This window comes from Pedobacter nototheniae (genome assembly GCF_004335085.1).
Taxonomy (GTDB): domain Bacteria; phylum Bacteroidota; class Bacteroidia; order Sphingobacteriales; family Sphingobacteriaceae; genus Pedobacter; species Pedobacter nototheniae.
This window is the reverse complement of record NZ_RQRS01000001.1, coordinates 342,441-365,504: the sequence shown is the minus strand read 5'-3', so window position 1 is coordinate 365,504 and position 23,064 is coordinate 342,441. Positions and strand designations below refer to the sequence as shown.

Sequence of the window (23,064 nt, the reverse complement as noted above, 5' to 3'; positions counted from 1 at the left end):
TTTCTTTGTTTTAAATTAATACATTTGCTATAATAAATTTGATGAAACTCTACACTAAGATAACGCTTCTCCTAAAACTTACATGCACATTGTGTATTGTTTTGTTATGTAGCGTAAATTCTTGGGCACAAACGGACACTTTAAAAATTGGTTTAAAGCCAAGAACTAAAAAAGTAAGCCGAATTCCGGAGATTAAAGCAAATATCCAACCTTATAAACCTACGTTTCTTTCTATCGGAGGAACAGGTGTATTTAATACGTATTCAAATACAACAAAACCCTCTGGCGTTACACCCACAAAAGATAAACTTTTAACAATTGTTAAAATTTATCCTAACCCTGTTGAAGATCAGTTAAATATTATTCTCTCTTTAGGCAAGGATACCCAGGTAACCATAAAAATTATGGATTTACTAGGCAATGAAGTAGTTACGCTATCAAACGAACGCTTAAACGCTGGAGAAATCACAAAATCATTTACCATTCCTAGTCGCTTAAACGCTGGCATTTACTTTTTAAGGGTAATTGCAGGTTCAGAAAGCCAGGTAAAACGAATATCTGTTTTATAACATCATTTTCTTTTCTATTTTTGAACGGGTGCAGTTAAACTGATTCCCTGATTTGTCAATTTTTAAATTTTCCTGTTCTAATATTTCAAAATGTACAGGTTCTTCACCACTTAAAACCCATAAAATGAAAATTATAGCTATTGGTAGAAATTACGCCGAACACGCCAAAGAATTAAATAATCCTGTACCAACTACTCCTGTTATATTTTTAAAACCCGATACCGCTGTACTTAAAGATAATAAACCGTTCTATATTCCTGATTTTTCTGAAGATGTGCATTACGAGCTGGAAGTTGTTTTAAAAATTTGCAAGGAAGGAAAACATATTGCAGAAAAGTTTGCTTCAAATTATTATGATGAAATTGGTTTAGGAATAGATTTTACTGCTCGTGATATCCAAACAAAGCACAAAGAAAAAGGTTTACCTTGGGAACTTGCCAAAGCTTTTGATAATTCTGCTCCTATTAGTACTTTTTTTCCTAAAAACGATTTTGAAGATCTTTACAATCTAAACTTCGAATTAAAAGTAAATGATGAAACCCGACAAAAAGGCTACACTAAAGATCTTTTGTTCTCGTTTGAGAAGATAATCAGCTTCGTTTCTCAATATATTACTCTAAAAAAAGGTGATTTAATTTTCACGGGTACCCCAGAAGGTGTTGGAAAAGTAAATAAAGGCGATAAACTAGAAGCTTGGTTAGAAGACAAACAACTTTTAAATTTTGATGTTAAGTAAAGGCATGTTCAAAAAACCATTAATTTTTAAGATCTATATTCCTCTTTTTGCTTTAAACCTCTTATTGATACCAGTTACAAAAGCACAACAAATTTTTAGTAGTAATAAATACCCAATTACCGATTTTAGGCAACCTCTAGATATTACACCACCTGCACTTGCGGGTTCTTTTGGCGAAATAAGAGGAAATCACTTCCACTCGGGAATAGATTTCAGAACAAACCAACGCGAAGGATATCCTGTTTATGCGGTTGCAGATGGCTATATCTCTCGCCTCCGTGTTCAAAATAGCGGTTTTGGGCAAGCTTTATACATTAACCATCCAAATGGCTTTACCACAGTTTATGGGCACCTGCAGCGCTTTGCACCGAAAATTGCAACCATTGTAAAAAACCTTGAGTACGAAAAAAAATCATTTGAAATAGATGAGTTTCCTGATGCTACATTAATCCCTGTTCATAAAGGTGATATTATTGCATGGTCTGGCAATCGTGGTAGTTCTGGCGGACCGCATTTACATTTCGAAATCAGGGATACAAAAACCGAGGAAACCATCAACCCTCAGTTTTTCGGCATTAATATTCCTGATAATATTCCGCCAGTAATCCATGGCTTGTATGTTTATCACCTAAATGGAAAACCATTTAATGAATTTACTACAAAAGAAGCCATTGGAATTACTGGAGCAAATGGAACTTACAAAGCAACTACCCCAATAAACCTAAGCGGGGAAGTTGGTTTTGGCGTAGTTACTACTGATAGACATAATGGATTATCAGGCACAAACGGCGTTTATTCTATTCAATTGGAAGTAGATGGAAAAATGGTTTATACTTCTGCTTTGGAGCGTTTTGCTTTTGAAGATAGTAAGGCGATAAATTCTCATACTGATTATCCAACTTATTTAAATACTAAAAGAAGTATACAAAAAAGCTTTGTCGATCCCGGTAATCCACTAAAAATATATAGCAATTTGGTAAATAGCGGCCGAATTAATTTTACTGATGGCGAAACACATCAGCTTCGCTATATCATCACAGATTCTAAAGGAAATGCATCAGTACTACCTTTTACGGTTCATGCAGGCACAACACCATCAACAATTGCAGAAACAAAAGGAAACATTTTCCCTTATAACAAAGCCAACGAATTTAATACCGAAAGCATTAAGGTTGTACTACCTAAAGGCACATTATACAACGACTTAAACTTTAGCTACAAACTTTTGCCTAAGCCTACCGGTAATGCCTGGTCTGCAATGCATCAAATACAAAATAACTATACTCCATTGCACGTTGGTTTTGAGTTATGGATTAAGGCTGATAATTTGCCAGAAAATATTAGAAGTAAAGCATTAATTGTAAATGCGAATAGATCTTCTCAGGGTGGTTATTATGAAAACGGCTATGTAAAGGCAAATCCGAAAAATTTCGGGGCTTTCTTTATTTCTATTGATAGTATTGCACCAAATATTACACCGATCAATATTGCTGAAGGAAAAAACATGGCGGCATTATCTAAAATGATTTTCAAAATAAGTGATAATCTTTCTGGTATTAAAAGCTTTAACGGATATATAGATGGCAAGTGGGTTTTAATGGAATTCGACACTAAAACGGCCACTCTTTGGCATAGTTTTGATGAAAGAACAAGCAAAGGAAAACATACTTTCGAGTTAGTTGTTGCTGATATGAAAGATAATACAAAGCGATATTCAATTTCCTTTTTAAAGTAAAATTATGCTAATTAATTGCCCAGTTGCTTTAAGGTTGGCCATATCTATTGGTAACTTAGCGAAGCAATAAAAAGCATAAAATCAATTATAAAAAATATGGCAGAATTAAAAGAAGGTGATCAGGCACCCGCTATTACAGCAAAAGACCAGAATGGAAATTCTATTTCTTTAAGCGATTATAAAGGTAAAACTGTTATACTTTATTTTTATCCAAAAGATGATACGCCAGGCTGCACTGCCGAAGCTTGTGATTTTAGAGACAATTATCAAGGCTTAACCGCTAAAGGCATTATTGTTTTAGGCGTTAGCGTTGATGATGAAAAATCTCACCATAAATTTGTAACCAAACATAGTTTACCTTTTACTTTGCTTGCAGATGCCGACCAAAAAATTGTAAATGATTACGGCGTTTGGGCAGAAAAAAATATGTACGGTAAAAAATATATGGGTACCGTAAGAACTACCTTCATAATTAATGGTGAAGGCAAAATTGCCCACATCATTAAAAAAGTAGACACAAAAAATGCTACTCAGCAAGTGCTGGATTTAATCAATAACTAATTATGATATAGCAAGTAAAATATTACCTTTGTTATATAACAACAACCGCTTATTTTAATGAAACATACAATTAAAGAATTAGAAGATATTGCTTCGCAGATAAGACGAGATATTGTAAGAATGGTTCACGGATGTCAATCTGGCCACCCAGGTGGTTCATTAGGTTGCGCAGACTTTTTTACAGCTTTGTATTTCGAAGTTTTAAATCACAATAAAGAGTTTACTATGGATGGTATTGGCGAAGATTTATTCTTCCTATCCAACGGCCATATTTCTCCAGTTTGGTATAGTACTTTAGCACACGCAGGTTATTTCGATAAATCAGAATTGGCTACCTTCCGTAAACTTGATTCGAGATTGCAAGGACACCCAACTACACACGAAGGCTTACCTGGTATTCGCGTAGCTTCAGGTTCATTAGGTCAGGGTATGTCTGTTGCTATTGGCGCAGCGCTAACTAAAAGATTGAACGGTGATAAATCTTATGTTTTCACTTTACACGGTGATGGAGAATTACAAGAAGGCCAAAATTGGGAAGCTGCCATGTTTGCTCCTTTTCATGAATTAGACCACTTGATTTGTAGTGTTGATTATAACGGACAGCAAATTGATGGCCCAACTAAAAAAGTACTTTCTTTAGATAGCTTACAAGCTAAGTTTGAAGCTTTTGGATGGCATGTAATCAATACTGACGGTAACGATATGCAAGCCATTGTAGAAGGATTGCACTATGCTAAAACCCTAACAGGAAAAGGCAAACCTATTTTAAACTTAATGAGCACTCAAATGGGCGCTGGAGTAGATTATATGATGGGATCGCACAAATGGCATGGTACTGCTCCTAACGATGAGCAATTGGCTGCAGCTTTAGCGCAACTACCAGAAACTTTAGGAGATTACTAAAATCAGATTTTAGCGTTGAGGTATGAGATTTGAATCTCTTATCTGATGTCTAAAAATCTCATATCTAAAAAACAAAATGAAAAAATATACATACACAGAGAAAAAAGATACACGTTCGGGCTTTGGAGCTGGTTTGCATGAAGCAGGAAAGAAAAACGAAAACGTTGTAGCTTTATGTGCCGATTTAGTTGGCTCATTAAAAATGGATGCTTTTATCAAAGATTTCCCTGAGCGTTTTACTCAAGTTGGTATTGCAGAAGCAAACATGATTGGTATAGCAGCTGGTATGACAATTGGCGGTAAAATTCCTTTTACAGGTACTTTTGCTAACTTCTCTACCGGTCGTGTTTACGATCAGATTCGTCAATCAGTAGCTTACTCAAATAAAAATGTTAAAATTTGTGCTTCACACGCGGGCTTAACGCTAGGTGAAGATGGTGCAACACACCAAATTTTAGAAGATATAGGCTTAATGAAAATGTTGCCAGGTATGGTAGTAATAAATCCATGTGATTATAACCAAACTAAAGCTGCAACATTAGCAATTGCCGAATATGAAGGCCCTGTTTATTTACGTTTCGGTCGCCCGATTATCCCTGTGTTTACAGATCCTGATCAAAAATTTGAAATCGGTAAAGCATGGATGGTTAATGAAGGTACTGATGTAACCATTATTGCAACAGGCCACATGGTTTGGAAAGCAATTGAAGCTGGCGAGAAATTAGCAGAGCTAGGTATTGATGCAGAAATCATTAATATACACACCATTAAGCCATTAGACGAGGAAGCGATCTTAAAATCAGTAAAGAAAACTGGTTGCGTAGTAACTTGCGAAGAGCACAATAAATTTGGTGGTTTAGGCGAAAGTGTTGCCCGTTTATTAACAACTGAGCTACCTACCCCACAAGAATTTGTTGCTACAAATGATACTTTTGGCGAAAGTGGTACACCAGATCAATTAATGGCTAAATATGGCTTAGATGCTGTAAACATTGTTGAAGCTGTACAGAAAGTAATCGGCAGAAAAAAATAGTTACTAAATTACAAAGGCACTGAGCACACTAAGTATTTTAAACTTGGTGAACTTGGTGCCTTTCTGGTTAACAAAGAAAATCATCCCTTAATGAAACAAGTTGAAGATTCAGAAATTCTTGCAATGTTTGCTGTCGAGAAAACTCGAAATGAAGCCTTTAACTTGCTTTTAAAAAAATATCAGCAAAAAATATATTGGCACATCAGACGGTTAGTGCTTAATCATGATGATTGTGACGATTTGATTCAGGAGGTTTTTGTTAAAGTTTGGAAAAACCTGGATAAATTTAGAAGTGATTCTCAGCTGTACACCTGGATTTATAGAATCGCGACAAACGAATCCATCACTTTTTTAAACAAACAAAAACAAAGAAATAATACTCCTTTGGATGAGGTATCATCCGAACTAGCCGATAATCTTGTAGCATCATCCTATTTTAATGGCGATAAACTTGAACTAAAACTTCAAAAAGCCATTTTAACCTTACCAGAAAAACAACGGATTATTTTTAATATGAAATATTTTGATGATATGAAATATGAAGAGATATCAGAAGTTTTAGGCACTTCAGTAGGAGCGCTAAAAGCATCATTTCATATTGCTGCAAAAAAAATTGAAGCAATTATAACAAATGATGAAATAGATTATTAAACCTTTTGATCTGAATTGTATCATATATTAGTGATGAATGAAAATATAGAAAATAATGATTGGATTAATGAAGCACCTACCCTTGCGGCTATGGGCAAACGTAATCCTTTTGGTGTGCCCGATGGATATTTTGACAATTTAAATGAGTCGGTTTTTTCTTCTGTTTTTTTAGAAAATCTTAAAGAAAAATCTACAGCAAACAATTTTGAAGTTCCCCCGCATTATTTTGAAGAACTAACAGCACGCCTTGAAACAGCTATCACTTTAGCTACAATACCAAAGGCAGTAAGCGCTTTTGGAGTACCAGAAAATTATTTCGATAGCTTACAAAACCGAATTAACAGTAAAATTGAGGCTTTAGAGCCGAAGAAAGAAACTAAAGTTGTTCCACTTTGGAGTAAAAATTTATTTAAATATGCAAGTGCCGCTTGTTTCTTATTAATCTCTTCTTTTGGACTTTACCTTTATCAAAATCAAGGAAATTCAGTAAGCGAAATTAGAGCCGCTGAGTTTGCTAACGAACAAATGTTATATGATATTGATGAAAATACAATAATTGACCATTTAGAAGCTGGAAGCACAGCAAAATCAAATACAAAAACTACTTCTGCGTCAGATACAGAAATGGAAAACTACATCTTGAGTCATTTCTCTTCAAATGATTTAGCTCAAGAATTAAACAATTAATGGACTGAAAATAATCATGATTCTAACCTCAATCAGAAAATAAATCATGATAACTTCGCCAATGAAAAACAATTAAAAAGATGAAAAACTTATTTTTCGCTGCCTTATTACTTTTATTACCAACCATGCTTTGGGCACAAAGACCAAAGGGTGAGGAAATAGAATCGCTTAAAATCGCTTACTTTACCCAGAAACTTGATTTATCTCCCGATGAAGCTAAAATATTCTGGCCAATTTATAATGAAATGCAGCGTGAGCAAAACGACTTACGTAAGGAACGCATGCAAAAAATGATTTCTTTCAGAAAAACTGACGAAATCGATAATTTATCAGATGCTCAGGTTCAAAGTTTAATTACCAGTGAATTTGATTTCAAACAAAGAGATCTTAATCTTGATAAAAAGTATTACAATAAATTAAAATCAAGCTTACCGATTAAAGTTGTTGGAAAATTTTACCGGGCTCAAGAAGGTTTTAAACGAGAGTTGCTTAACCGATATAAAGGTGCTCAAAAACAATAACAAAAAAAGACTTACAGTAATGTAGGTCTTTTTTGTTTTAAAGCCTATATCATTTCTGTACTTTTGTGCCATGCTTACACAACGTCAGTTGTTTTTACAACATAATGCACAAACATCGCCTGAGCCCCTTTTATTGGAATTTGTAAAAGCCAATGGCTTGTATATTTACGATCAGGATAATAAAAAATACATGGATCTTATTGCCGGCATTGGCGTAAGTAATGTTGGGCATTGCCATCCAAAAGTAGTAAAAGCCATTCAACAACAAGCAGAAACCTATATGCATTTGATGGTTTATGGCGAATATGTTCAAAATCCACAGGTAAATTTTGCAAAAGCACTAGCGGATGTTTTACCTGAAAACCTAAGTTGCACTTATTTTGTAAATTCTGGTGCCGAGGCTGTAGAAGGCGCAATGAAACTGGCTAAGCGCTATACAGGCCGAAAGGGCTTTGTAGCTTGTAAAAATGCCTATCACGGTAGTACCCAAGGTGCAGAAAGTTTAATGGAAAGCGACTTTTATTCTTCTGGTTATGGACCATTTCTGCCTAATGTGAGCTTTATTAACTTTAACCAACATGATGATTTAAATTTAATAACCAAAGAAACTGCTGCCGTATTTATTGAGCCTATTCAGGGTGAAGCCGGAATTAGAGTTGGAGATGCTGAATATTTTCATGCTTTAAGAAAAAAATGTACTGAAACAGGAACCTTACTTGTTTTTGATGAAATACAAAGTGGTTTCGGCCGTTCAGGTAAAATGTTTGCTTTTGAGCATCTCAACATTGTTCCTGATATTTTATTATTAGCGAAGGGAATTGGAGGTGGAATGCCTATTGGAGCATTTATTTCCTCTTCCGAAATTATGTCTGTTCTATCAAATAATCCAATTTTAGGGCATATGACAACTTTTGGAGGGCATCCTGTTTGTTGCGCTGCTGGTTTAGCAACCTTGAATGTTTTAATTGACGAGCAAATTGTTACTGGTGTTGAAGCAAAAGGACAGCTATTTAAAAGCTTGCTAAAACATTCTGCAATTAAAGAAATCCGTGGTAAAGGTTTAATGTTGGCTGTAGAATTTGAAAGTTTCGAAATCAATAAAAAAATAATAGATGCTTGTATAGCAGATGGAATTATTAGTGATTGGTTTTTGCATTGCAGCAATTCAATGCGCATTGCGCCACCGCTAATTATTACAAAAGAAGAAATTGAAGAAGCCTGTGCTATAATTCTGAAAAACGTTAACTTAGTTGCCGGGAACCATAATAACTAAATAATAAGGTTATTGGTATATCAGGAAACTATTAATCATAAAAAGCTAATCTAATGAACGTTTTAATTGTTGAAGACGAGAAAAGTCTTGCGCTAGAAATGGATGAATTTTTAAGCAATGAAGGGTTTATTGTAGAACATGCCTGGAAAAAATCATCCGCGGAAGAGAAAATATTTGTAAATAATTACGACTTTATTCTTTTGGATTTGGGCTTGCCTGATGGCGATGGCTTTGATGTTTTAAAACAATTAAAAGCATTAAAAGATAGAGATGATGCAGTGATTATTTTAACCGCGAGAAGTGCTGTTGATGATCGTATTAAGGGATTAGATGAAGGCGCAGATGATTATTTGCCAAAACCTTTTTCATTGAATGAGCTGCTTGCCCGCATGCACGCAATTATCCGCAGGAAACACAAACTCGAAAAAAACGAAATAAACGTTCATAATTTCCTTTTAAATATTCAGAATAGAACGGTTTCTTTTGGCGAGGAAAGGTTAAATTTAACTAAAAAAGAATTTGAAATTTTCAACTATCTCGTCCTTAATAAAAATCGGGTCGTTTCCAGAATGAGCCTCACAGAACACGTTTGGGGAGATATTTTAGAAGTAAACTCAGATTCAAACTTTGTTGATGTACATGTAAAAAATCTTCGTAAAAAACTTTCAGCCGTAAATCAAACAGATTGGTTTGAAACTGTAAGAAGTATCGGCTACAGGATTAACTGCTAAAAGCATTAAAATGAAGCTACAGGTTAAGTTTTCTTTATACAATGCGGTTACTAAAATTGCTATTATCCTGGTTTTAGGTTCCATAATTTTATTCTCAATAGATAAACTTGCCTATAATCAATTGGATAACCGATTGATTAAAAAGAAAGGAAAAATCATTAAACACCTGAGTGACAATGAGATTGATAGCCTTTTAAACGACCAGCAATCTTATACTGATTACAATATCTTAAAGGAGGAGTACATCACTTTAACCGATATCCCTGACAATCAAAGAGATTCTGCAGCAGTTATTGTTACTGAAGAAAGGGAAATTGAAGGTGATGTAGAGTTTTATAGAATTCTAAATTACAAGTTTATATACCACACCAACTGGTATAATTTAGAAATTGGCGAAAGTATGACTTCGCTTCAATCAATAAAAAGCACAATCCGTTTTTACATGTTAATTGTGCTTATAGCGGCTCTTTTAATTACTTTGGTTACGGATTATACCTTTTCTAATTTCCTGCTTAAGCCTTTTTATCTGATTATCGACAAAAAGATTAACCTTGTAGATGATCCATCACACTACAATTACGAAAATATCCCAACAAATACGGACGATTTCAAAATCCTCGATAACAGTATAAATTCATTAATGCGAAAGATTAATAATCTGTTTTTACTCGAAAAGCAGTTTATCGCTAACGTATCTCACGAGTTGCTCACCCCTATTTCGATCCTAAGTACTAGGTTTGAGAACATGTTGAGCACCCCGAATATTCCTGTGGAACACGAAAATAAAATATTCGCTTCTTTAAAAACACTCAATAGGTTAAAAATAATTATAAATAGTTTGCTATTAATTTCTAAAGTAGAAAACAATCAATATTTAAAAACAGAAGAAATAGATATTAAACAGGAACTTGAAGATATTTATGAGGAATTGGAAGATCGAATTGCGGACAAAAAAATTAGTTTCAGCCTGAATTTAAAAAGTGATTTCAGCTTTATGGGCAATAAAGCACTGATTCATACTTTGTTAATGAATATTATTAATAATGGAATAAAGTATAATATCGAGGGTGGTTTTATTACAATAAACGGTGAAATGCAGCAGCAAAAATTTGTTTTAACCGTAATTGATACTGGTTTAGGTATGAGTAAAGACCTGGTAGAAGATGCTTTCGATCGTTTTAAACGAGGCAATACAGAGGAACATGGCTTTGGTTTAGGCTTGGCAATAGTACAGAGTATTGCTAAATTCCATAAAATTGAAATTGATATTCAATCTGAAGAAGGGAAAGGAACTGCGATAGCCTTAACCTTTTAAAATGAAACTTAACTGATTTATGTAAGCGTTAACACATGAATCAATTTATTACCTTTGTGGTTTATGTTGAATCCACAAAAAGTTAGATTTTTCCTGATTTGTTGCTTTTTAATCTCTTTTGTAATGGATTTAAAGGCGCAAAAAGCTGTACAAATCCTGGATTCGATACCACAGCATATTTTTACTTTTAAGGAAATTGAAGTCCTTGAAGATGCTAAAGACCAATATTCTTTTGAAGCCATCAAAAGCAAACCCTTCGATCAAAAATTTAAAGCCAGTACTTCCAGCACACCCCAAACTAAAAAACTTAATACAACCTATTGGTTTAAAATTAAAATAAAAGCTAATGATTTAGCGAAAAAACCTTTTTTACTGGAATTTTTCGATCAAACAATAGATCATATTACAGCTTATATTCCACAAAATGATCAGAGTTTTAAAGTTGAAGAATTAGGAGATTCAAATCCTTTTAGCAAAAGACTTATTCATCATAAAAATTTCGAAATTCCTATTCAGAATGATGGAGAAGCCATTCAAACTTATTATTTCAAAATAAAATCATCGCAAATTTCTGATGTGATTATTGTTTTGCGTAGCGCCGAATGGTTTATTTCTTATGCATTGGATGAATATTTTTATTTCGGCATTTTTTATGGAATGATTCTGGTTTTTAGCTTCTATAACCTAATTATGTACATTGCCATTAGGCAAAAACAATATTTATATTATGTATTATATAATTTAAGTGTTGGTTTTTTTGAAATGAGCACGGATGGTATTGCCTACCAATACTTATGGCCAAATGCCCCTGGTTGGAATCAGGTTGCCTACGCTTTTGCTCTTTGTGCAACGAGCATATTCGCCTTACTTTTTACCAGAGAATTGCTTCTTGTTAAGTTAAAGGCTCCAAAATTAAACCAAGTTATTGTTGGGGTTATAATATGCAGATTAGTATTTTTTGTTTATTGCTATCTATTTGATCAATCGCTGTTTAGCTATAAATTTATTGAGGCTATTCCACTTTCAGTAGCCTTTTTTACCGGCATTTACATCTATAAAAATGGTTATCAACCTGCCCGTTTCTTTGTATTGGGCTATAGTTTTCTTTTTGCAGGCTTTACTTTAAAGTTTTTAATTATGCTAGGCATTGCCTGGTTAAACTTTGGCGTGATAAGTTACTACAGCCTAAGCTTTTGCTTTGTTTTGGAAATGGTGTTCCTGTCTTTTGCAATTGGCGATAAGGTTAGGATTTTAAAGAAGAAAAAAGATAGCGTTCAGCAGAAAATGATTAGGCAAATGGCGGTTAACGCAAAGCTGAAAGATACCTTAAATCAAGAACTAGAAAGTAAGGTAGAAGAACGCACACGTGAGGTTTACCACAAATCATTAATTATTGAAAGTAAAAATCAAGCTCTTGAAGAAGCAAATTCTTTATTACAACAGCAGGCTGAAGAAATTTCAAGAATGAATGTTTTGCTTGAGCAAGATAATGAAGAATTACAAACAAGCGTAGAAAAGGTTTCGAGAGATAGAGTAATGTCTACCGAGGTAGATTTTGAGGAGTTTAGCAAAATATATCCTGATAAGGAAAGTTGCTACGAGTTTTTGGCAGAACTGAAATGGAATAAGGGCTATCATTGTCGCAAATGTAGTAATGATCATTATTTTAATGGGCACATTTTGCATAGCCGCCGTTGCAGTAAATGTGGCTATGAAGAATCAGTAACCACTTATACCATTTTCCATAATACACGGATTCCAATTAATAAAGCTTTTTATATGATTTTCCTGATTTATTCTTCAAAAGGGAAAATTTCATCTCATAAATTATCAGAATTACTTTCTATCCGACAAAGCACTTGTTGGACATTTGGAACCCGCATAAAAAAGGTTATGGATGATAGGAAGAAAACTTTAAAGAAATCAGCTAAAAATGGCTGGAGTCAACTCGTAATTGAGTAATTCTTATCTCATTTATCCGTCATAAAGCTGTTGTATTCATATTTTTTTAGCTTAATCTAATAGGTATTTAAGCGTATCAAAATGATACTGAGAACATACTACATTAAGACCCTTAACGGCTGATAATCAAGGCTAAAAGCAATAATAAATTAACGGTATTAAAGCGTATCGAATTAAATATAACAAACTAATTATCAATAACTTACATAGAAAATAATTGTTTCAAATACTTGCATTTTAGATTAATTCGGTGTTAACTTTACCGCGTATTAATTAACTAAAGCAAAATTATGAGAAAAAAGTTTACATTGCTTATGGTGTGTATTCTATGCGGAATCTCTTTGAGTATGGCACAGAATGTAACCATTAAAGGCCAGGTAAAAGATCAAAAGGGTTTGCCCCTACCTGGAGTATCCGTAAAGGTAAAAGGAACTAACCAAGGCGCCTCTACACAGGATAATGGTTCTTATACCATTAACGCTCCAAAAAACGCGACATTAGAATTTTCATTCATTGGTTTTAAAACACTTGAAGAGGTTGTAAATAACCGCACAAACATTAACGTAACCCTATCTGATGATAACCAACAATTAAATGAAGTTGTGGTAATTGGTTACGGTACAACAACTAAAAAAGATTTAACAACAGCCGTAGTGTCTATTTCATCTAAAGATATAGAGAATCAACCGGTAACCAATCCATTGCAAGCCATTCAAGGTAAAGCGGCGGGCGTTCAGGTAATCTCACAATCAGGTAAACCTGGTTCAGGTGTATCGGTTAGCATTAGGGGTAATACTTCAATCACAGCCTCAAATAGTCCTTTGTACGTAATTGATGGAGTAACTTCAAGAAATGCAGACTTTTTAAATCCAGGGGATATAGAAACATTAACCATTTTGAAAGATGCATCAGCGGCTGCCATTTATGGTTCAAGCGGTGCTAATGGTGTTGTTTTAATAACAACCAAAAAAGGTAGTTCGGATAAAATGAGAGTAGCATTTAATGCTTTCACTGGTTTTTCTAACTTATGGCAAAAAGTTGATGTTTTAAATGCGGCACAATATAATGCCTTAATGAAGGATATGAATTATACTGCTTTTGGAAATCAGGATACAGATTGGCAGGATGTTACTTTCGGTACTGGAACTCAAAACAATTACCAACTTTCTTTATCTGGAGGTATTAAAGGCGGTCAATATTATTTCTCTACTGGTTACCAACAAGATAAAGGTACTGTTGCACCAGCAGTTTTAGATAAATATACTGCTAACTTTAATGGATCACAAAATATTACAAGCTGGTTAAAATTAACTGGTACCGCTGCATTTACGTATAGAAAATCAGTTGATGTTGGCGATAATAGTGGTGTTGCTGGTGGTGGTGTAATTTTAGCTGCCTTATCTACTCCTCCAACTATCGGAATCTATAATAACTTAGGTCAGTATGCAGGTAATCCAAATCAAGGTGGTTGGGAAAATCCAATTGCTTATGCATACCGTATGACTAACGGAACAAATAACTTCCGTTTCTTAGGTTCATTTGCTGCTCAAGTAAATTTCACTAAAGATTTATACTTAAAATCAAGTATCAGCACCAACTTAAACAGAAATCGTTACAGCAACTTCTTAGATCCATACATGTCTGAATATGGTAGAACTCAACAAGGAAGATTCCAAAGTAATAGAACTAAGGATAATGTTTGGTTAAATGAAAACATTGTTAACTATACCAAAAATGTGGGTAAAAATGCTTTTACAGCTACAGGTGGTATGACTATCCAAGAATCTGATTACAAATATTACAACTACGAAGATTCTAAATATTTAGATGCAAATAAGAATTTATTGCCAGCAGCTACTTCAATTACTGCAACGCTACCATCTTTTGCGCAATGGTCTAAACGTTCTTATTTAGCACGTGTAACCTATGCTTACGATAGCAAATACTTGTTCAGTTCTAACTTCCGTGCGGATGGTTCTTCTCGTTTTGCACCAGATAAACGTTATGGATACTTCCCTTCTGCTTCGGTGGGATGGCGTATTTCTGGAGAAAACTTCATGAAGGAAAGCAAAACCATTAACGATTTAAAAATTAGAGGTAGCTGGGGTAAAGTTGGTAACGATGAAGGTATTGGAGATTATGCTTACCTAGAATTATATCAGCCAACTACTCAAGGTTCTTACAATTTTATTCAATTGGCAAACCCTGATTTAACATGGGAAAAAACAACTCAAACTAACATTGGTTTGGATTTAAGCATGTTCAACTCTAGAATTACTTTTACTGCTGATGCTTATTTAAAGAAAACAAATGACTTACTTTTAAACGTTCCTTTAGCACTTAGCACTGGTTTTAATACACAAGCCAGAAACGTAGGTTCAATGGAAAATAAAGGTTTAGAGTTTGTTTTATCCACCAAAAACTTTGTTAAAAGTAAATTCACCTGGTCTACAGATTTAAACTTCTCTTTAAATCGCAACAAGGTAACTAGTTTGGGTAATTCATTATCATCAATTGATTTTGGTGGTATTGATAGCCGTGACCAAGCCATTAGAGTAGAGGTTGGAAAACCGTTAGGTGCTTTTTATGGTTACGTTTTCCAGGGCGTTAATCCTCAAACTGGTAATGCAATGTATGCTGATTTAAACAACAATGGTAGCGTTGATGCCGGTGATCGTACTTACATTGGAAATGCGCAACCAAAATTCACATATGGGGTAAACAATAACTTAACTTATGGTTCTTTTGGCTTATCATTCTTTTTCCAAGGTGTACAGGGTAACGACATTTTTAATGCTTCAAGAATTGATTTAGAAGGTTTATACGATTCTAAAAACCAATCTACAGCAGTATTAGACAGATGGACTACTCCTGGTCAAATTACAAACATACCAAAGGTTACAAAGGGAAATACGGATAACTCACGTACATCAAGTAGATTTGTTGAAGATGGTTCTTATTTACGTTTAAAATCAGCAACATTATCTTACAACTTCGGTGCAAACACGCTAAAAAAACTGAACATGAGCAAGATAACTGTTTTTGCAACTGGTTATAACTTATTAACCTTTACTAATTATTCAGGTTTTGATCCAGAGGTACAGCGTTACAGCGGTAACAGCCCATCAATGGGTATAGATTATGGTACTTACCCACAATCAAGAACATTTTTATTTGGTGTTAACGTAGGCTTTTAATTTTAAACAGAATGAAACTTAAAATATATTCAATAATCGCTGCCGGCACCCTTACATTGGCTTTGAGCAGTTGTAAGAAAGACTTTTTAGATAAACAACCAATCAGTCAGGTTACGCCTGATGTTGCTTTTGCCGATGCTGCAGCAGCAGAAAAATTAATCCAGGGCGTTTATGATGGAATGTATAATGATTTCCACATCATGGATTTTATGACGAATGGTGATGTAATTGCAGATAACTGTTACGCAGGTGGTGATAACCCAAACAATATCCAGTTGGATCTTTTTACGGTAATCAACACAAATGCCAATGTTAGCCGTGATTATACAGCTTTATACAAAGACATTAAAAATTGTAATTTGGTAACGGATAACGTTCCAAAAATTGCCGATTCTAAATTAGATGTAAACGATCGCCGTAAGCAAATTTTGGCTGAGGCTCGCATTTTACGTGCCTACATGTACTTTAATGTGGTAAGATTATGGGGTGCTGCACCACTTGTGTTAAAAATCCCGGTAACAAACGAGGATTTATCTCCATCGAAATCTACTGTTGATCAAATTTATGCTCAAATTATTGCAGATTTAGAGTATGGCGTACAAAATGCACGTACCACTGCACCCAATAAAGGCATTGTAACTAAAGGTGTTGCTAATGCATTATTAGCTAAAGTTTATGCAAGTAAGCCTAATCCAGATTGGACAAAGGTAAATACCTATGCAGATGCGGTAATTAGTGGTGGTTATTCATTGGTATCTAACTATGATTTCCTTTGGGATTCTCAGCATAAAAACAACTCTGAAGCCATTTGGGAAATGCAATATGATGGTTGGGGTGGTTTACATGGTAACTGGATGCCTAGTCAGCTTTTTGGTGCAGGTTGGAAAAAATTCAATACACCAACAAACGATTTGGTAAATACCTTTAATGCAGAAAATGATGTTGTTCGTAAAAAATCAAGCATTTTAATTGATGGTATTGGATGGGATGATGATTATTGGAAAGATAAAGCTATTTATCCTCACGTTGGTAAATATAGAGCGGATGATAAAACCGATACTTATATTTTACGCCTTGCAGATATTATGTTATTAAAAGCAGAAGCTTTAAATGAACTAAGTGCAAGCGGATGGTCTACTGCTAAAGATGTAGTAAACACAGTTCGTGGTCGTGTTAATTTAGGTGCTACGCCAGCAACCGACCAAGCAAGTATGCGTTTAGCAATTGAAAAAGAACGTCGTTTAGAATTAGCATTCGAAGGTCACCGCTGGTATGATTTGTTAAGAACTAACAGAGCAATAACTGTGATGAATGCGCAAAAAGATGGAAATGGTAATTCATTAAATTACAATGTAACAGCAGCAAAGCTTTTACTACCAATTCCACAAACCGAACTGGATAGAAATCCAAACCTTCGTTAATTTCTTATCAATTTACAAAGGCGGCAATTGCCGCCTTTGTTTTATAAAACAATCTCATATGATTTTCCGGAAAACTCTACTAACGCTCTTCATTTTAGGAACCGTAATTAGTGCTAATGCACAAAACAAAAACCAAGCTAAAATAGATGCCTTGATTAGCAAAATGACCCTTGAGGAAAAAGTTGGTCAAATGGCTCAAATCACACTCGATGTAATTGGTAAAGGTAAAAATCGTTTCGAAAGCGATGAGCCATTTACCCTGGATCAGGCGGCAATGGAAAAAGCTTTAATCCAATATCATGTAGGTTCAGTTTTAAATACTTCAAATAACAGGGCTCGTACACCACAAGTTTGGTATAAAATTATTAGCGAAATTCAAGATGTGGCTATTAAAAAAGGCAAAAATAAAATTCCTGTAATTTATGGTGTGGATGAAGTTCATGGCGCAACTTATACCGTTGGTGCAACTATGTTTCCACAACAAATTGGACAAGCTGCAACTTTTAATCGCAGCTTGGTAAAAAATGGAGCATCAATTACGGCTTACGAAACCCGTGCAAGTTCTATTCCATGGAACTTTGCCCCTATTTTAGATTTAGGTGCCGATCCACGTTTTCCTCGTCAATGGGAAAGCTTTGGCGAAGATCCATTTGTTGTTACCGAATTAGGCAAAGCCGCTGTAAAAGGATACGAAGGCGATGATAATAACGTTGCTAATCCTTTTAAAGTTGCAACTTCCTTAAAACACTTTTTAGGTTATCAGGTTCCCGTTACTGGAAAAGATAGAACACCTTCTTATATATCAGATCAGGCTTTGAGAGAATATCACCTGCCGCCATTTAAGGCCGCTGTAGAGGCTGGAGCGCACACAGTGATGATTAACTCTGGAATTATAAACGGAGTGCCTGTACATGCTAATTACAGTATTGTTACTAAATTATTAAAGGAGGAGTTAGGATTTAAAGGTTTGGCGGTTACAGATTGGGGTGATATTGAAAACTTATTTAAAAGAGATCATATTGCTAAAGATGATAAAGAAGCAATTATGCTTGCCATTAATGCAGGTATAGATATGAGCATGATTGCTTATAACTATGAAGTTTTTTGTGATAATTTAATTGCCCTGGTTAAAGAAGGTAAAGTTAAACAAGAAAGAATTGATGATGCCGTTCGCCGTATTTTAATGGTTAAATATGCAACTGGTTTATTCGAAAAACCAACAACTAACCCTAAAGATTATCCAAAATTTGCAAGCAAGGAGTTTCAAGCCGCTGCTTATAATACTGCCGCAGAATCCATCACCCTATTAAAAAACTCCAACAACATTCTTCCTTTAAAAAAAGGAATGAAATTATTGGTTACTGGTCCAAATGCAAACTCAATGCGTACTTTAAACGGTGCGTGGACCTATAGCTGGCAAGGCGAAAAGGTAGAAGAATTTGCTAAAGATTATAATACAATTGTAGAGGCACTTCAAAATAAAAATGGTGCAGCAAACATTACTTATTTACCGGGCGTAAGCTATAAAATGGATGGTAAATACTTTGAAGACTTCGCCGATAAAATGGAAGAAACCATAGCTGCCGCAAAAAATGCGGATGCTGTGATTTTATGTCTTGGTGAAAATACTTACACAGAATCTCCTGGTAATTTAAGTGATTTATACATTTCTGATTTACAAACTGAATTGGCACAAAAAATTGCTGCAACGGGTAAACCAGTAATCTTAATTTTAAACGAAGGCAGGCCAAGAATCATCAGCAAGTTTGAGAAAAAAATGAGTGCTGTTGTTCAAACATATCTACCAGGTAACTTTGGTGCTGATGCATTGAGCGACATTTTATTTGGTGATGTTAATCCTTCTGGTAAACTTCCATATACTTATCCTCAATTTCCAAATGCATTATTTACTTACTACCACAAACCATCTGAAGCCCGTGAAACCGTAGAAGGTGTTTATAATTACGATTCGGATTTTAACCCACAATATGTTTTCGGGCAGGGTTTAAGTTACACTACTTTTAAATACAGTAATTTAAAATTGAGCAGTAATACTTTAAAAGCAGGCGAAACCTTAACTATAACTGTAGAAGTTAGCAATACGGGCAAATTAGAAGGAAAAGAAAGTGTATTGTTATATACATCCGACTTGGTTGCAAGCTTAATTACGCCAGATGTAAAACGGTTACGTGGCTTCGAAAAGATAAATTTAAAGGCTGGAGAAACTAAAACAGTAACCTTTAGCATTACGCCTGAAGATATTGCGGTTGTAAACCTAGAAAATAAAAAAGTAACTGAGGCCGGAGAATTTAAAGTTCAAATCGGAGATCAGAAAATCAACTTTAATTACACAAATTAAAACCAGAGGGATGGCGGCTTTAGTAAGCTGTCCATCCCTTTTTATTGTAAAAACCTATCATTTAAGACGAAAACATGAAATCAATTTACAGCGTAAGCTTAGCTCTGAGTGTTTTATTTACATCCTGTGCTTCTAAAAGAACACTATCAGGCGATATCGGAAATCCTCAGGTTGGTACAACACCAGTTAAAACAGAAGTAGCTTTTTGGCTTACAAAAGGCGATCAATCTGCCTTATTACAAAAACAAAATATTGCGCTCAACTTTAGCGATGCCACCAATAGCAATCCTTCAATTGAAGTAAATCCTAATACAACCTTTCAAAGTATTGATGGTTTTGGCTATACCCTAACTGGCGGAAGTGCCACTTTAATTAACGCGTTACCTGCGGCAGAAAAAGATAAATTACTAAATGAACTTTTTGGCAAAAAAGATGATGCCATTGCTGTGAGTTATATCCGTTTAAGTATTGGTGCTTCTGATTTAAGCGCTACTCCTTTTACTTATAATGATTTAGCTGATGGGGAAACGGATGAAAGTTTATCTAAATTCTCTATCGCAAAAGAGCAAGCAGATTTAATTCCTTTACTTAAAAAGATTGTGGCTATAAATCCTTCAATTAAAATTTTAGGTTCGCCATGGACTGCTCCAACCTGGATGAAAACTAACAAAAGTTTTATCGGCGGAAGTTTAAAAACAGAGTATTACCAAACTTATGCTAAATATCTGGTAAAGTATATCCAAACAATGAAAGCAGAGGGAATTATTATTGATGCCATTACGCCACAAAACGAGCCTTTGCATCCTGGTAATAATCCAAGCATGTATATGGACGCACTAACGCAGGCAGAATTTATTAAAACAGCTTTAGGTCCAGTATTTAAATCCTCAGGCATCACAACAAAAATTATTGTTTACGATCATAATGCAGATAAACCAGAATACCCGATTACGATTTTAAATGATCCAGAAGCTAAGAAATATGTTGATGGTTCTGCTTTTCATTTATATGCTGGAAATATTTCGGCACTTACAAAAGTTCATGATGCCCACCCAGATAAAAACGTATACTTTACGGAGCAATGGGTTGGTGGCCCAGGTAATTTCTCTGAGGATTTAAAATGGCATGTATCTACACTAATTATTGGCGCAACCCGTAATTGGAGTCGCAATGTTTTAGAATGGAATCTGGCAGCAGATGCAAATTACAATCCCCATACGGATAAAGGTGGCTGCACAAGTTGCTTAGGCGCTATTACTGTAGCACCAGCAGTAAGTAGAAATGTGGCATATTATGTTATTGCACATGCTTCAAAATTTGTTACTCCGGGTTCAGTCCGCATTTCTTCAAACGTTACCAATAATCTACAAAATGTAGCTTTTAAAACTCCAGAAGGTAAAACCGTACTTATTGTTTGCAATAATAACAATAGCGAAACCACATTTAACATTAAATACATTGGCAAAAGTGTTACAACTACCTTAGCGCAAGGTGCTGTAGCTACTTATGTTTGGTAAAAAAATCTTCGTTTAATTGTTAGTTAGCTCCGCTTTTGTGGGGCTTTCTTTTTTTTAGCCTTGTTGAATATTCAATTTTGGCAAGCGCTTTGTTAATACAAAACAATCAACCTTAATAAATTATGAAAAATATTGTCCCAATTATTGCTATTGCAACAGCATTTATGGCTTCTTGCCAAAGCAATACAAAAAACAACAATCAAACAGATTCTACCGTAGCAAAAACGGATAGTATTGCCCCTGCAACCGAGTGTTTTTTATATGCGAAAAATAGAGATACAGCTTCGTTAAAATTAAATATAAACGGAAATGTAATTTCAGGAGATTTGAGCTATAACTTGTTTGAAAAAGATAAAAACACAGGCAAAATTGAAGGTGTTGTTAAGGGCGACACTTTAATTGCAAACTATACTTTTAAATCTGAAGGAATGGAATCTGTTAGAGAGGTGGTATGGCTAAAACAAGCCGATAAATTAATAGAAGGCTTTGGGGAGGTAGAGGAAGCAAATGGAAAGGTAAAATTCAAAAACATCAATAAATTAAAATTTGGTGATGCTATTCAGTTTTCTAAAACCAATTGCAAATAAAAAAAATGGCTGTATCATCACTTTACGATCCAGCCATTTTTCTTTAATTATTAAGTGCTTCGTGGGCAGCCTCTCCCCATTCTTTACTTATTTGAGTTACGTAATCGGTATATTTTTGAATCTCTTCTGGTTTTAATTTAGCAGCTAAAGTAGTAGCCTTTTGAGACCAAGCTTTGTATTTTTCTGTTAAAGCTTGAATTTCTGTTGCATTTTTATTTTTTATAGCAGCAACATAATCGTCTTTTAATTTAGTAAGATCAGCCAAACCACTATTTACATCTTCGCTTGAAAACGTTGGCACTTCTGATGTTTTTACTTCTGTAGTTTTCGTAACCACTTTAACCGTAGTATCGCCATTGGCAGATACCGTTGAATCCGTAGTTTTTTCAGTTTTCTTGGTACTATCACAAGAAACCAAGGTTGTAGCCAGCAAACCTACTGCAGCTACTGATAATAAGATTTTTCTCATTTTGTTATAAGTTTGAAACATCAGCTAAAATATTATGCCAATTTTTTAAACTTCATTTAAACTTAAAAAATGAATAAAAGAAGGACATTCTACGAGTATTATTTTCTACAGTTACACAAATTGTATACACAAAAGTGATGGAGCTTAAAAGTTTTCAAACCTTTCCCAAAAACCATCAATCGGTAATTTGGCAAAAATATTTACAGGTTCTTTTTTAACTGGATGCATAAATTGCAAACGACGTGCATGCAAGCAAATACTGCCTTTTCTACTTCCTCTTGGATATCCATATTTATTATCGCCAACTATTGGACACCCCATTGATGATAATTGAACCCTAATTTGATGAGAGCGCCCCGTTAAAGGATCAACCTCAATAAGGTAATAATCAGCAAATGGAGTAATTAATCGATAAGATAATTCTGCCCTTTGGCTTCCAGGTACTTCAGAATTATAATAGGTAACAACATTTTTTTGTGGATTTTTAACCAACCAATGGATCAAAGTACCAGAAGGTTTTTCGGGTTTTTGCCGTACAACGGCCCAGTATGTTTTTTTTACCTCACGGTTTTTAAATGCCGCATTCATCCGCTCTAAAGCCTTGCTTGTTTTAGCGAATAAAATTACACCACTAACTGGTCTATCTAAACGATGTACAACACCCAAAAATGCACCATTTGGCTTATTATATTTTTTTGCGATGTACTTTTTTACCTGTTCATCCAAAGGTTCATCTCCGGTTTCATCAACCTGCACAATATCCCCCGCCCTTTTATTAATGGCGATTAAATGATTGTCTTCAAAAAGGATATCCTTATCTGTAATTGGCATTATTTA

20 protein-coding genes are annotated in these 23,064 nt (G+C 34.7%); 18 read left to right on the top strand and 2 right to left on the bottom strand.

What is annotated here, in order from left to right; genetic code table 11:
* The first annotated feature begins 41 nt into the window (after positions 1 to 41).
* The 18 genes from EHC72_RS01585 to EHC72_RS01500 all read left to right on the top strand — a co-directional run bounded on the left by EHC72_RS01585 (position 42) and on the right by EHC72_RS01500 (position 21,758).
* Positions 42 to 569: a T9SS type A sorting domain-containing protein gene (locus EHC72_RS01585; protein ID WP_246029353.1), complete on the top strand. Its 528-nt coding sequence runs from the start codon at positions 42 to 44 to the stop codon at positions 567 to 569.
* A 124-nt stretch (positions 570 to 693) separates the two neighbouring features.
* A complete protein-coding gene (locus tag EHC72_RS01580; protein ID WP_131535724.1) occupies positions 694 to 1,305 on the top strand; it encodes a fumarylacetoacetate hydrolase family protein in 612 nt (203 codons plus the stop codon).
* 64 nt (positions 1,306 to 1,369) lie between these two features.
* Positions 1,370 to 3,040, top strand: coding sequence for a M23 family metallopeptidase (locus EHC72_RS01575; protein ID WP_246029352.1), 1,671 nt, complete (start codon positions 1,370 to 1,372; stop codon positions 3,038 to 3,040).
* Positions 3,041 to 3,136: 96 nt separating this feature from the next.
* Entirely contained in the window at positions 3,137 to 3,601 is a 465-nt protein-coding gene (gene bcp / locus EHC72_RS01570; protein WP_131535722.1) for a thioredoxin-dependent thiol peroxidase, read from the top strand.
* 57 nt (positions 3,602 to 3,658) lie between these two features.
* Complete coding sequence (locus EHC72_RS01565) at positions 3,659 to 4,504, top strand: transketolase (protein ID WP_131535721.1); 846 nt, start codon at positions 3,659 to 3,661, stop codon at positions 4,502 to 4,504.
* 76 nt (positions 4,505 to 4,580) lie between these two features.
* On the top strand, positions 4,581 to 5,537 hold the full coding sequence (locus tag EHC72_RS01560; RefSeq protein WP_131535720.1) for a transketolase family protein: 957 nt from the start codon (positions 4,581 to 4,583) through the stop codon (positions 5,535 to 5,537).
* Between the two features lie 90 nt (positions 5,538 to 5,627).
* A complete protein-coding gene (locus EHC72_RS01555) occupies positions 5,628 to 6,188 on the top strand; it encodes an RNA polymerase sigma factor (RefSeq protein WP_131535719.1) in 561 nt (186 codons plus the stop codon).
* 33 nt (positions 6,189 to 6,221) lie between these two features.
* Positions 6,222 to 6,875, top strand: coding sequence for a hypothetical protein (locus EHC72_RS01550; protein ID WP_131535718.1), 654 nt, complete (start codon positions 6,222 to 6,224; stop codon positions 6,873 to 6,875).
* 80 nt (positions 6,876 to 6,955) lie between these two features.
* Positions 6,956 to 7,396, top strand: coding sequence for a hypothetical protein (locus tag EHC72_RS01545; RefSeq protein WP_131535717.1), 441 nt, complete (start codon positions 6,956 to 6,958; stop codon positions 7,394 to 7,396).
* A gap of 70 nt (positions 7,397 to 7,466) precedes the next feature.
* A complete protein-coding gene (locus tag EHC72_RS01540) occupies positions 7,467 to 8,669 on the top strand; it encodes an aspartate aminotransferase family protein (RefSeq protein WP_131535716.1) in 1,203 nt (400 codons plus the stop codon).
* A gap of 53 nt (positions 8,670 to 8,722) precedes the next feature.
* Positions 8,723 to 9,400, top strand: coding sequence for a response regulator transcription factor (locus EHC72_RS01535; RefSeq protein WP_131535715.1), 678 nt, complete (start codon positions 8,723 to 8,725; stop codon positions 9,398 to 9,400).
* 10 nt (positions 9,401 to 9,410) lie between these two features.
* The gene (locus tag EHC72_RS01530; RefSeq protein WP_131535714.1) at positions 9,411 to 10,715 is read left to right on the top strand and encodes a sensor histidine kinase; all 1,305 of its coding nucleotides are present in this window, start codon (positions 9,411 to 9,413) and stop codon (positions 10,713 to 10,715) included.
* Between the two features lie 123 nt (positions 10,716 to 10,838).
* A complete protein-coding gene (locus EHC72_RS01525) occupies positions 10,839 to 12,677 on the top strand; it encodes a 7TM diverse intracellular signaling domain-containing protein (RefSeq protein ID WP_246029351.1) in 1,839 nt (612 codons plus the stop codon).
* Between the two features lie 290 nt (positions 12,678 to 12,967).
* A complete protein-coding gene (locus EHC72_RS01520; RefSeq protein ID WP_131535712.1) occupies positions 12,968 to 15,874 on the top strand; it encodes a SusC/RagA family TonB-linked outer membrane protein in 2,907 nt (968 codons plus the stop codon).
* An 11-nt stretch (positions 15,875 to 15,885) separates the two neighbouring features.
* The gene (locus tag EHC72_RS01515; RefSeq protein WP_131535711.1) at positions 15,886 to 17,295 is read left to right on the top strand and encodes a RagB/SusD family nutrient uptake outer membrane protein; all 1,410 of its coding nucleotides are present in this window, start codon (positions 15,886 to 15,888) and stop codon (positions 17,293 to 17,295) included.
* 58 nt (positions 17,296 to 17,353) lie between these two features.
* Positions 17,354 to 19,654, top strand: coding sequence for a glycoside hydrolase family 3 N-terminal domain-containing protein (locus tag EHC72_RS01510; RefSeq protein ID WP_131535710.1), 2,301 nt, complete (start codon positions 17,354 to 17,356; stop codon positions 19,652 to 19,654).
* Positions 19,655 to 19,728: 74 nt separating this feature from the next.
* A complete protein-coding gene (locus tag EHC72_RS01505) occupies positions 19,729 to 21,171 on the top strand; it encodes a glycoside hydrolase family 30 protein (protein WP_131535709.1) in 1,443 nt (480 codons plus the stop codon).
* A gap of 122 nt (positions 21,172 to 21,293) precedes the next feature.
* A complete protein-coding gene (locus tag EHC72_RS01500; protein ID WP_131535708.1) occupies positions 21,294 to 21,758 on the top strand; it encodes a hypothetical protein in 465 nt (154 codons plus the stop codon).
* Positions 21,759 to 21,801: 43 nt separating this feature from the next.
* Here the strand turns inward: EHC72_RS01500 and EHC72_RS01495 are convergent, their stop codons facing one another.
* Positions 21,802 to 22,227: a hypothetical protein gene (locus EHC72_RS01495; protein ID WP_131535707.1), complete on the bottom strand. Its 426-nt coding sequence runs from the start codon at positions 22,225 to 22,227 to the stop codon at positions 21,802 to 21,804.
* 144 nt (positions 22,228 to 22,371) lie between these two features.
* Complete coding sequence (locus EHC72_RS01490) at positions 22,372 to 23,058, bottom strand: RluA family pseudouridine synthase (RefSeq protein ID WP_131535706.1); 687 nt, start codon at positions 23,056 to 23,058, stop codon at positions 22,372 to 22,374.
* Between the last annotated feature and the right edge of the window lie 6 nt (positions 23,059 to 23,064).

What these genes read in the sequence shown, in the direction of transcription:
- EHC72_RS01585 (WP_246029353.1), top strand. Translation starts at nt 42, where the DNA reads ATGAAACTCTACACTAAGATAACGCTTCTCCTAAAACTTACATGCACA.
- EHC72_RS01580 (WP_131535724.1), top strand. Translation starts at nt 694, where the DNA reads ATGAAAATTATAGCTATTGGTAGAAATTACGCCGAACACGCCAAAGAA.
- bcp (WP_131535722.1), top strand. Translation starts at nt 3,137, where the DNA reads ATGGCAGAATTAAAAGAAGGTGATCAGGCACCCGCTATTACAGCAAAA.
- EHC72_RS01565 (WP_131535721.1), top strand. Translation starts at nt 3,659, where the DNA reads ATGAAACATACAATTAAAGAATTAGAAGATATTGCTTCGCAGATAAGA.
- EHC72_RS01560 (WP_131535720.1), top strand. Translation starts at nt 4,581, where the DNA reads ATGAAAAAATATACATACACAGAGAAAAAAGATACACGTTCGGGCTTT.
- EHC72_RS01555 (WP_131535719.1), top strand. Translation starts at nt 5,628, where the DNA reads ATGAAACAAGTTGAAGATTCAGAAATTCTTGCAATGTTTGCTGTCGAG.
- EHC72_RS01550 (WP_131535718.1), top strand. Translation starts at nt 6,222, where the DNA reads ATGAATGAAAATATAGAAAATAATGATTGGATTAATGAAGCACCTACC.
- EHC72_RS01545 (WP_131535717.1), top strand. Translation starts at nt 6,956, where the DNA reads ATGAAAAACTTATTTTTCGCTGCCTTATTACTTTTATTACCAACCATG.
- EHC72_RS01540 (WP_131535716.1), top strand. Translation starts at nt 7,467, where the DNA reads ATGCTTACACAACGTCAGTTGTTTTTACAACATAATGCACAAACATCG.
- EHC72_RS01535 (WP_131535715.1), top strand. Translation starts at nt 8,723, where the DNA reads ATGAACGTTTTAATTGTTGAAGACGAGAAAAGTCTTGCGCTAGAAATG.
- EHC72_RS01530 (WP_131535714.1), top strand. Translation starts at nt 9,411, where the DNA reads ATGAAGCTACAGGTTAAGTTTTCTTTATACAATGCGGTTACTAAAATT.
- EHC72_RS01525 (WP_246029351.1), top strand. Translation starts at nt 10,839, where the DNA reads ATGGATTTAAAGGCGCAAAAAGCTGTACAAATCCTGGATTCGATACCA.
- EHC72_RS01520 (WP_131535712.1), top strand. Translation starts at nt 12,968, where the DNA reads ATGAGAAAAAAGTTTACATTGCTTATGGTGTGTATTCTATGCGGAATC.
- EHC72_RS01515 (WP_131535711.1), top strand. Translation starts at nt 15,886, where the DNA reads ATGAAACTTAAAATATATTCAATAATCGCTGCCGGCACCCTTACATTG.
- EHC72_RS01510 (WP_131535710.1), top strand. Translation starts at nt 17,354, where the DNA reads ATGATTTTCCGGAAAACTCTACTAACGCTCTTCATTTTAGGAACCGTA.
- EHC72_RS01505 (WP_131535709.1), top strand. Translation starts at nt 19,729, where the DNA reads ATGAAATCAATTTACAGCGTAAGCTTAGCTCTGAGTGTTTTATTTACA.
- EHC72_RS01500 (WP_131535708.1), top strand. Translation starts at nt 21,294, where the DNA reads ATGAAAAATATTGTCCCAATTATTGCTATTGCAACAGCATTTATGGCT.
- EHC72_RS01495 (WP_131535707.1), bottom strand. Translation starts at nt 22,227, where the DNA reads ATGAGAAAAATCTTATTATCAGTAGCTGCAGTAGGTTTGCTGGCTACA.
- EHC72_RS01490 (WP_131535706.1), bottom strand. Translation starts at nt 23,058, where the DNA reads ATGCCAATTACAGATAAGGATATCCTTTTTGAAGACAATCATTTAATC.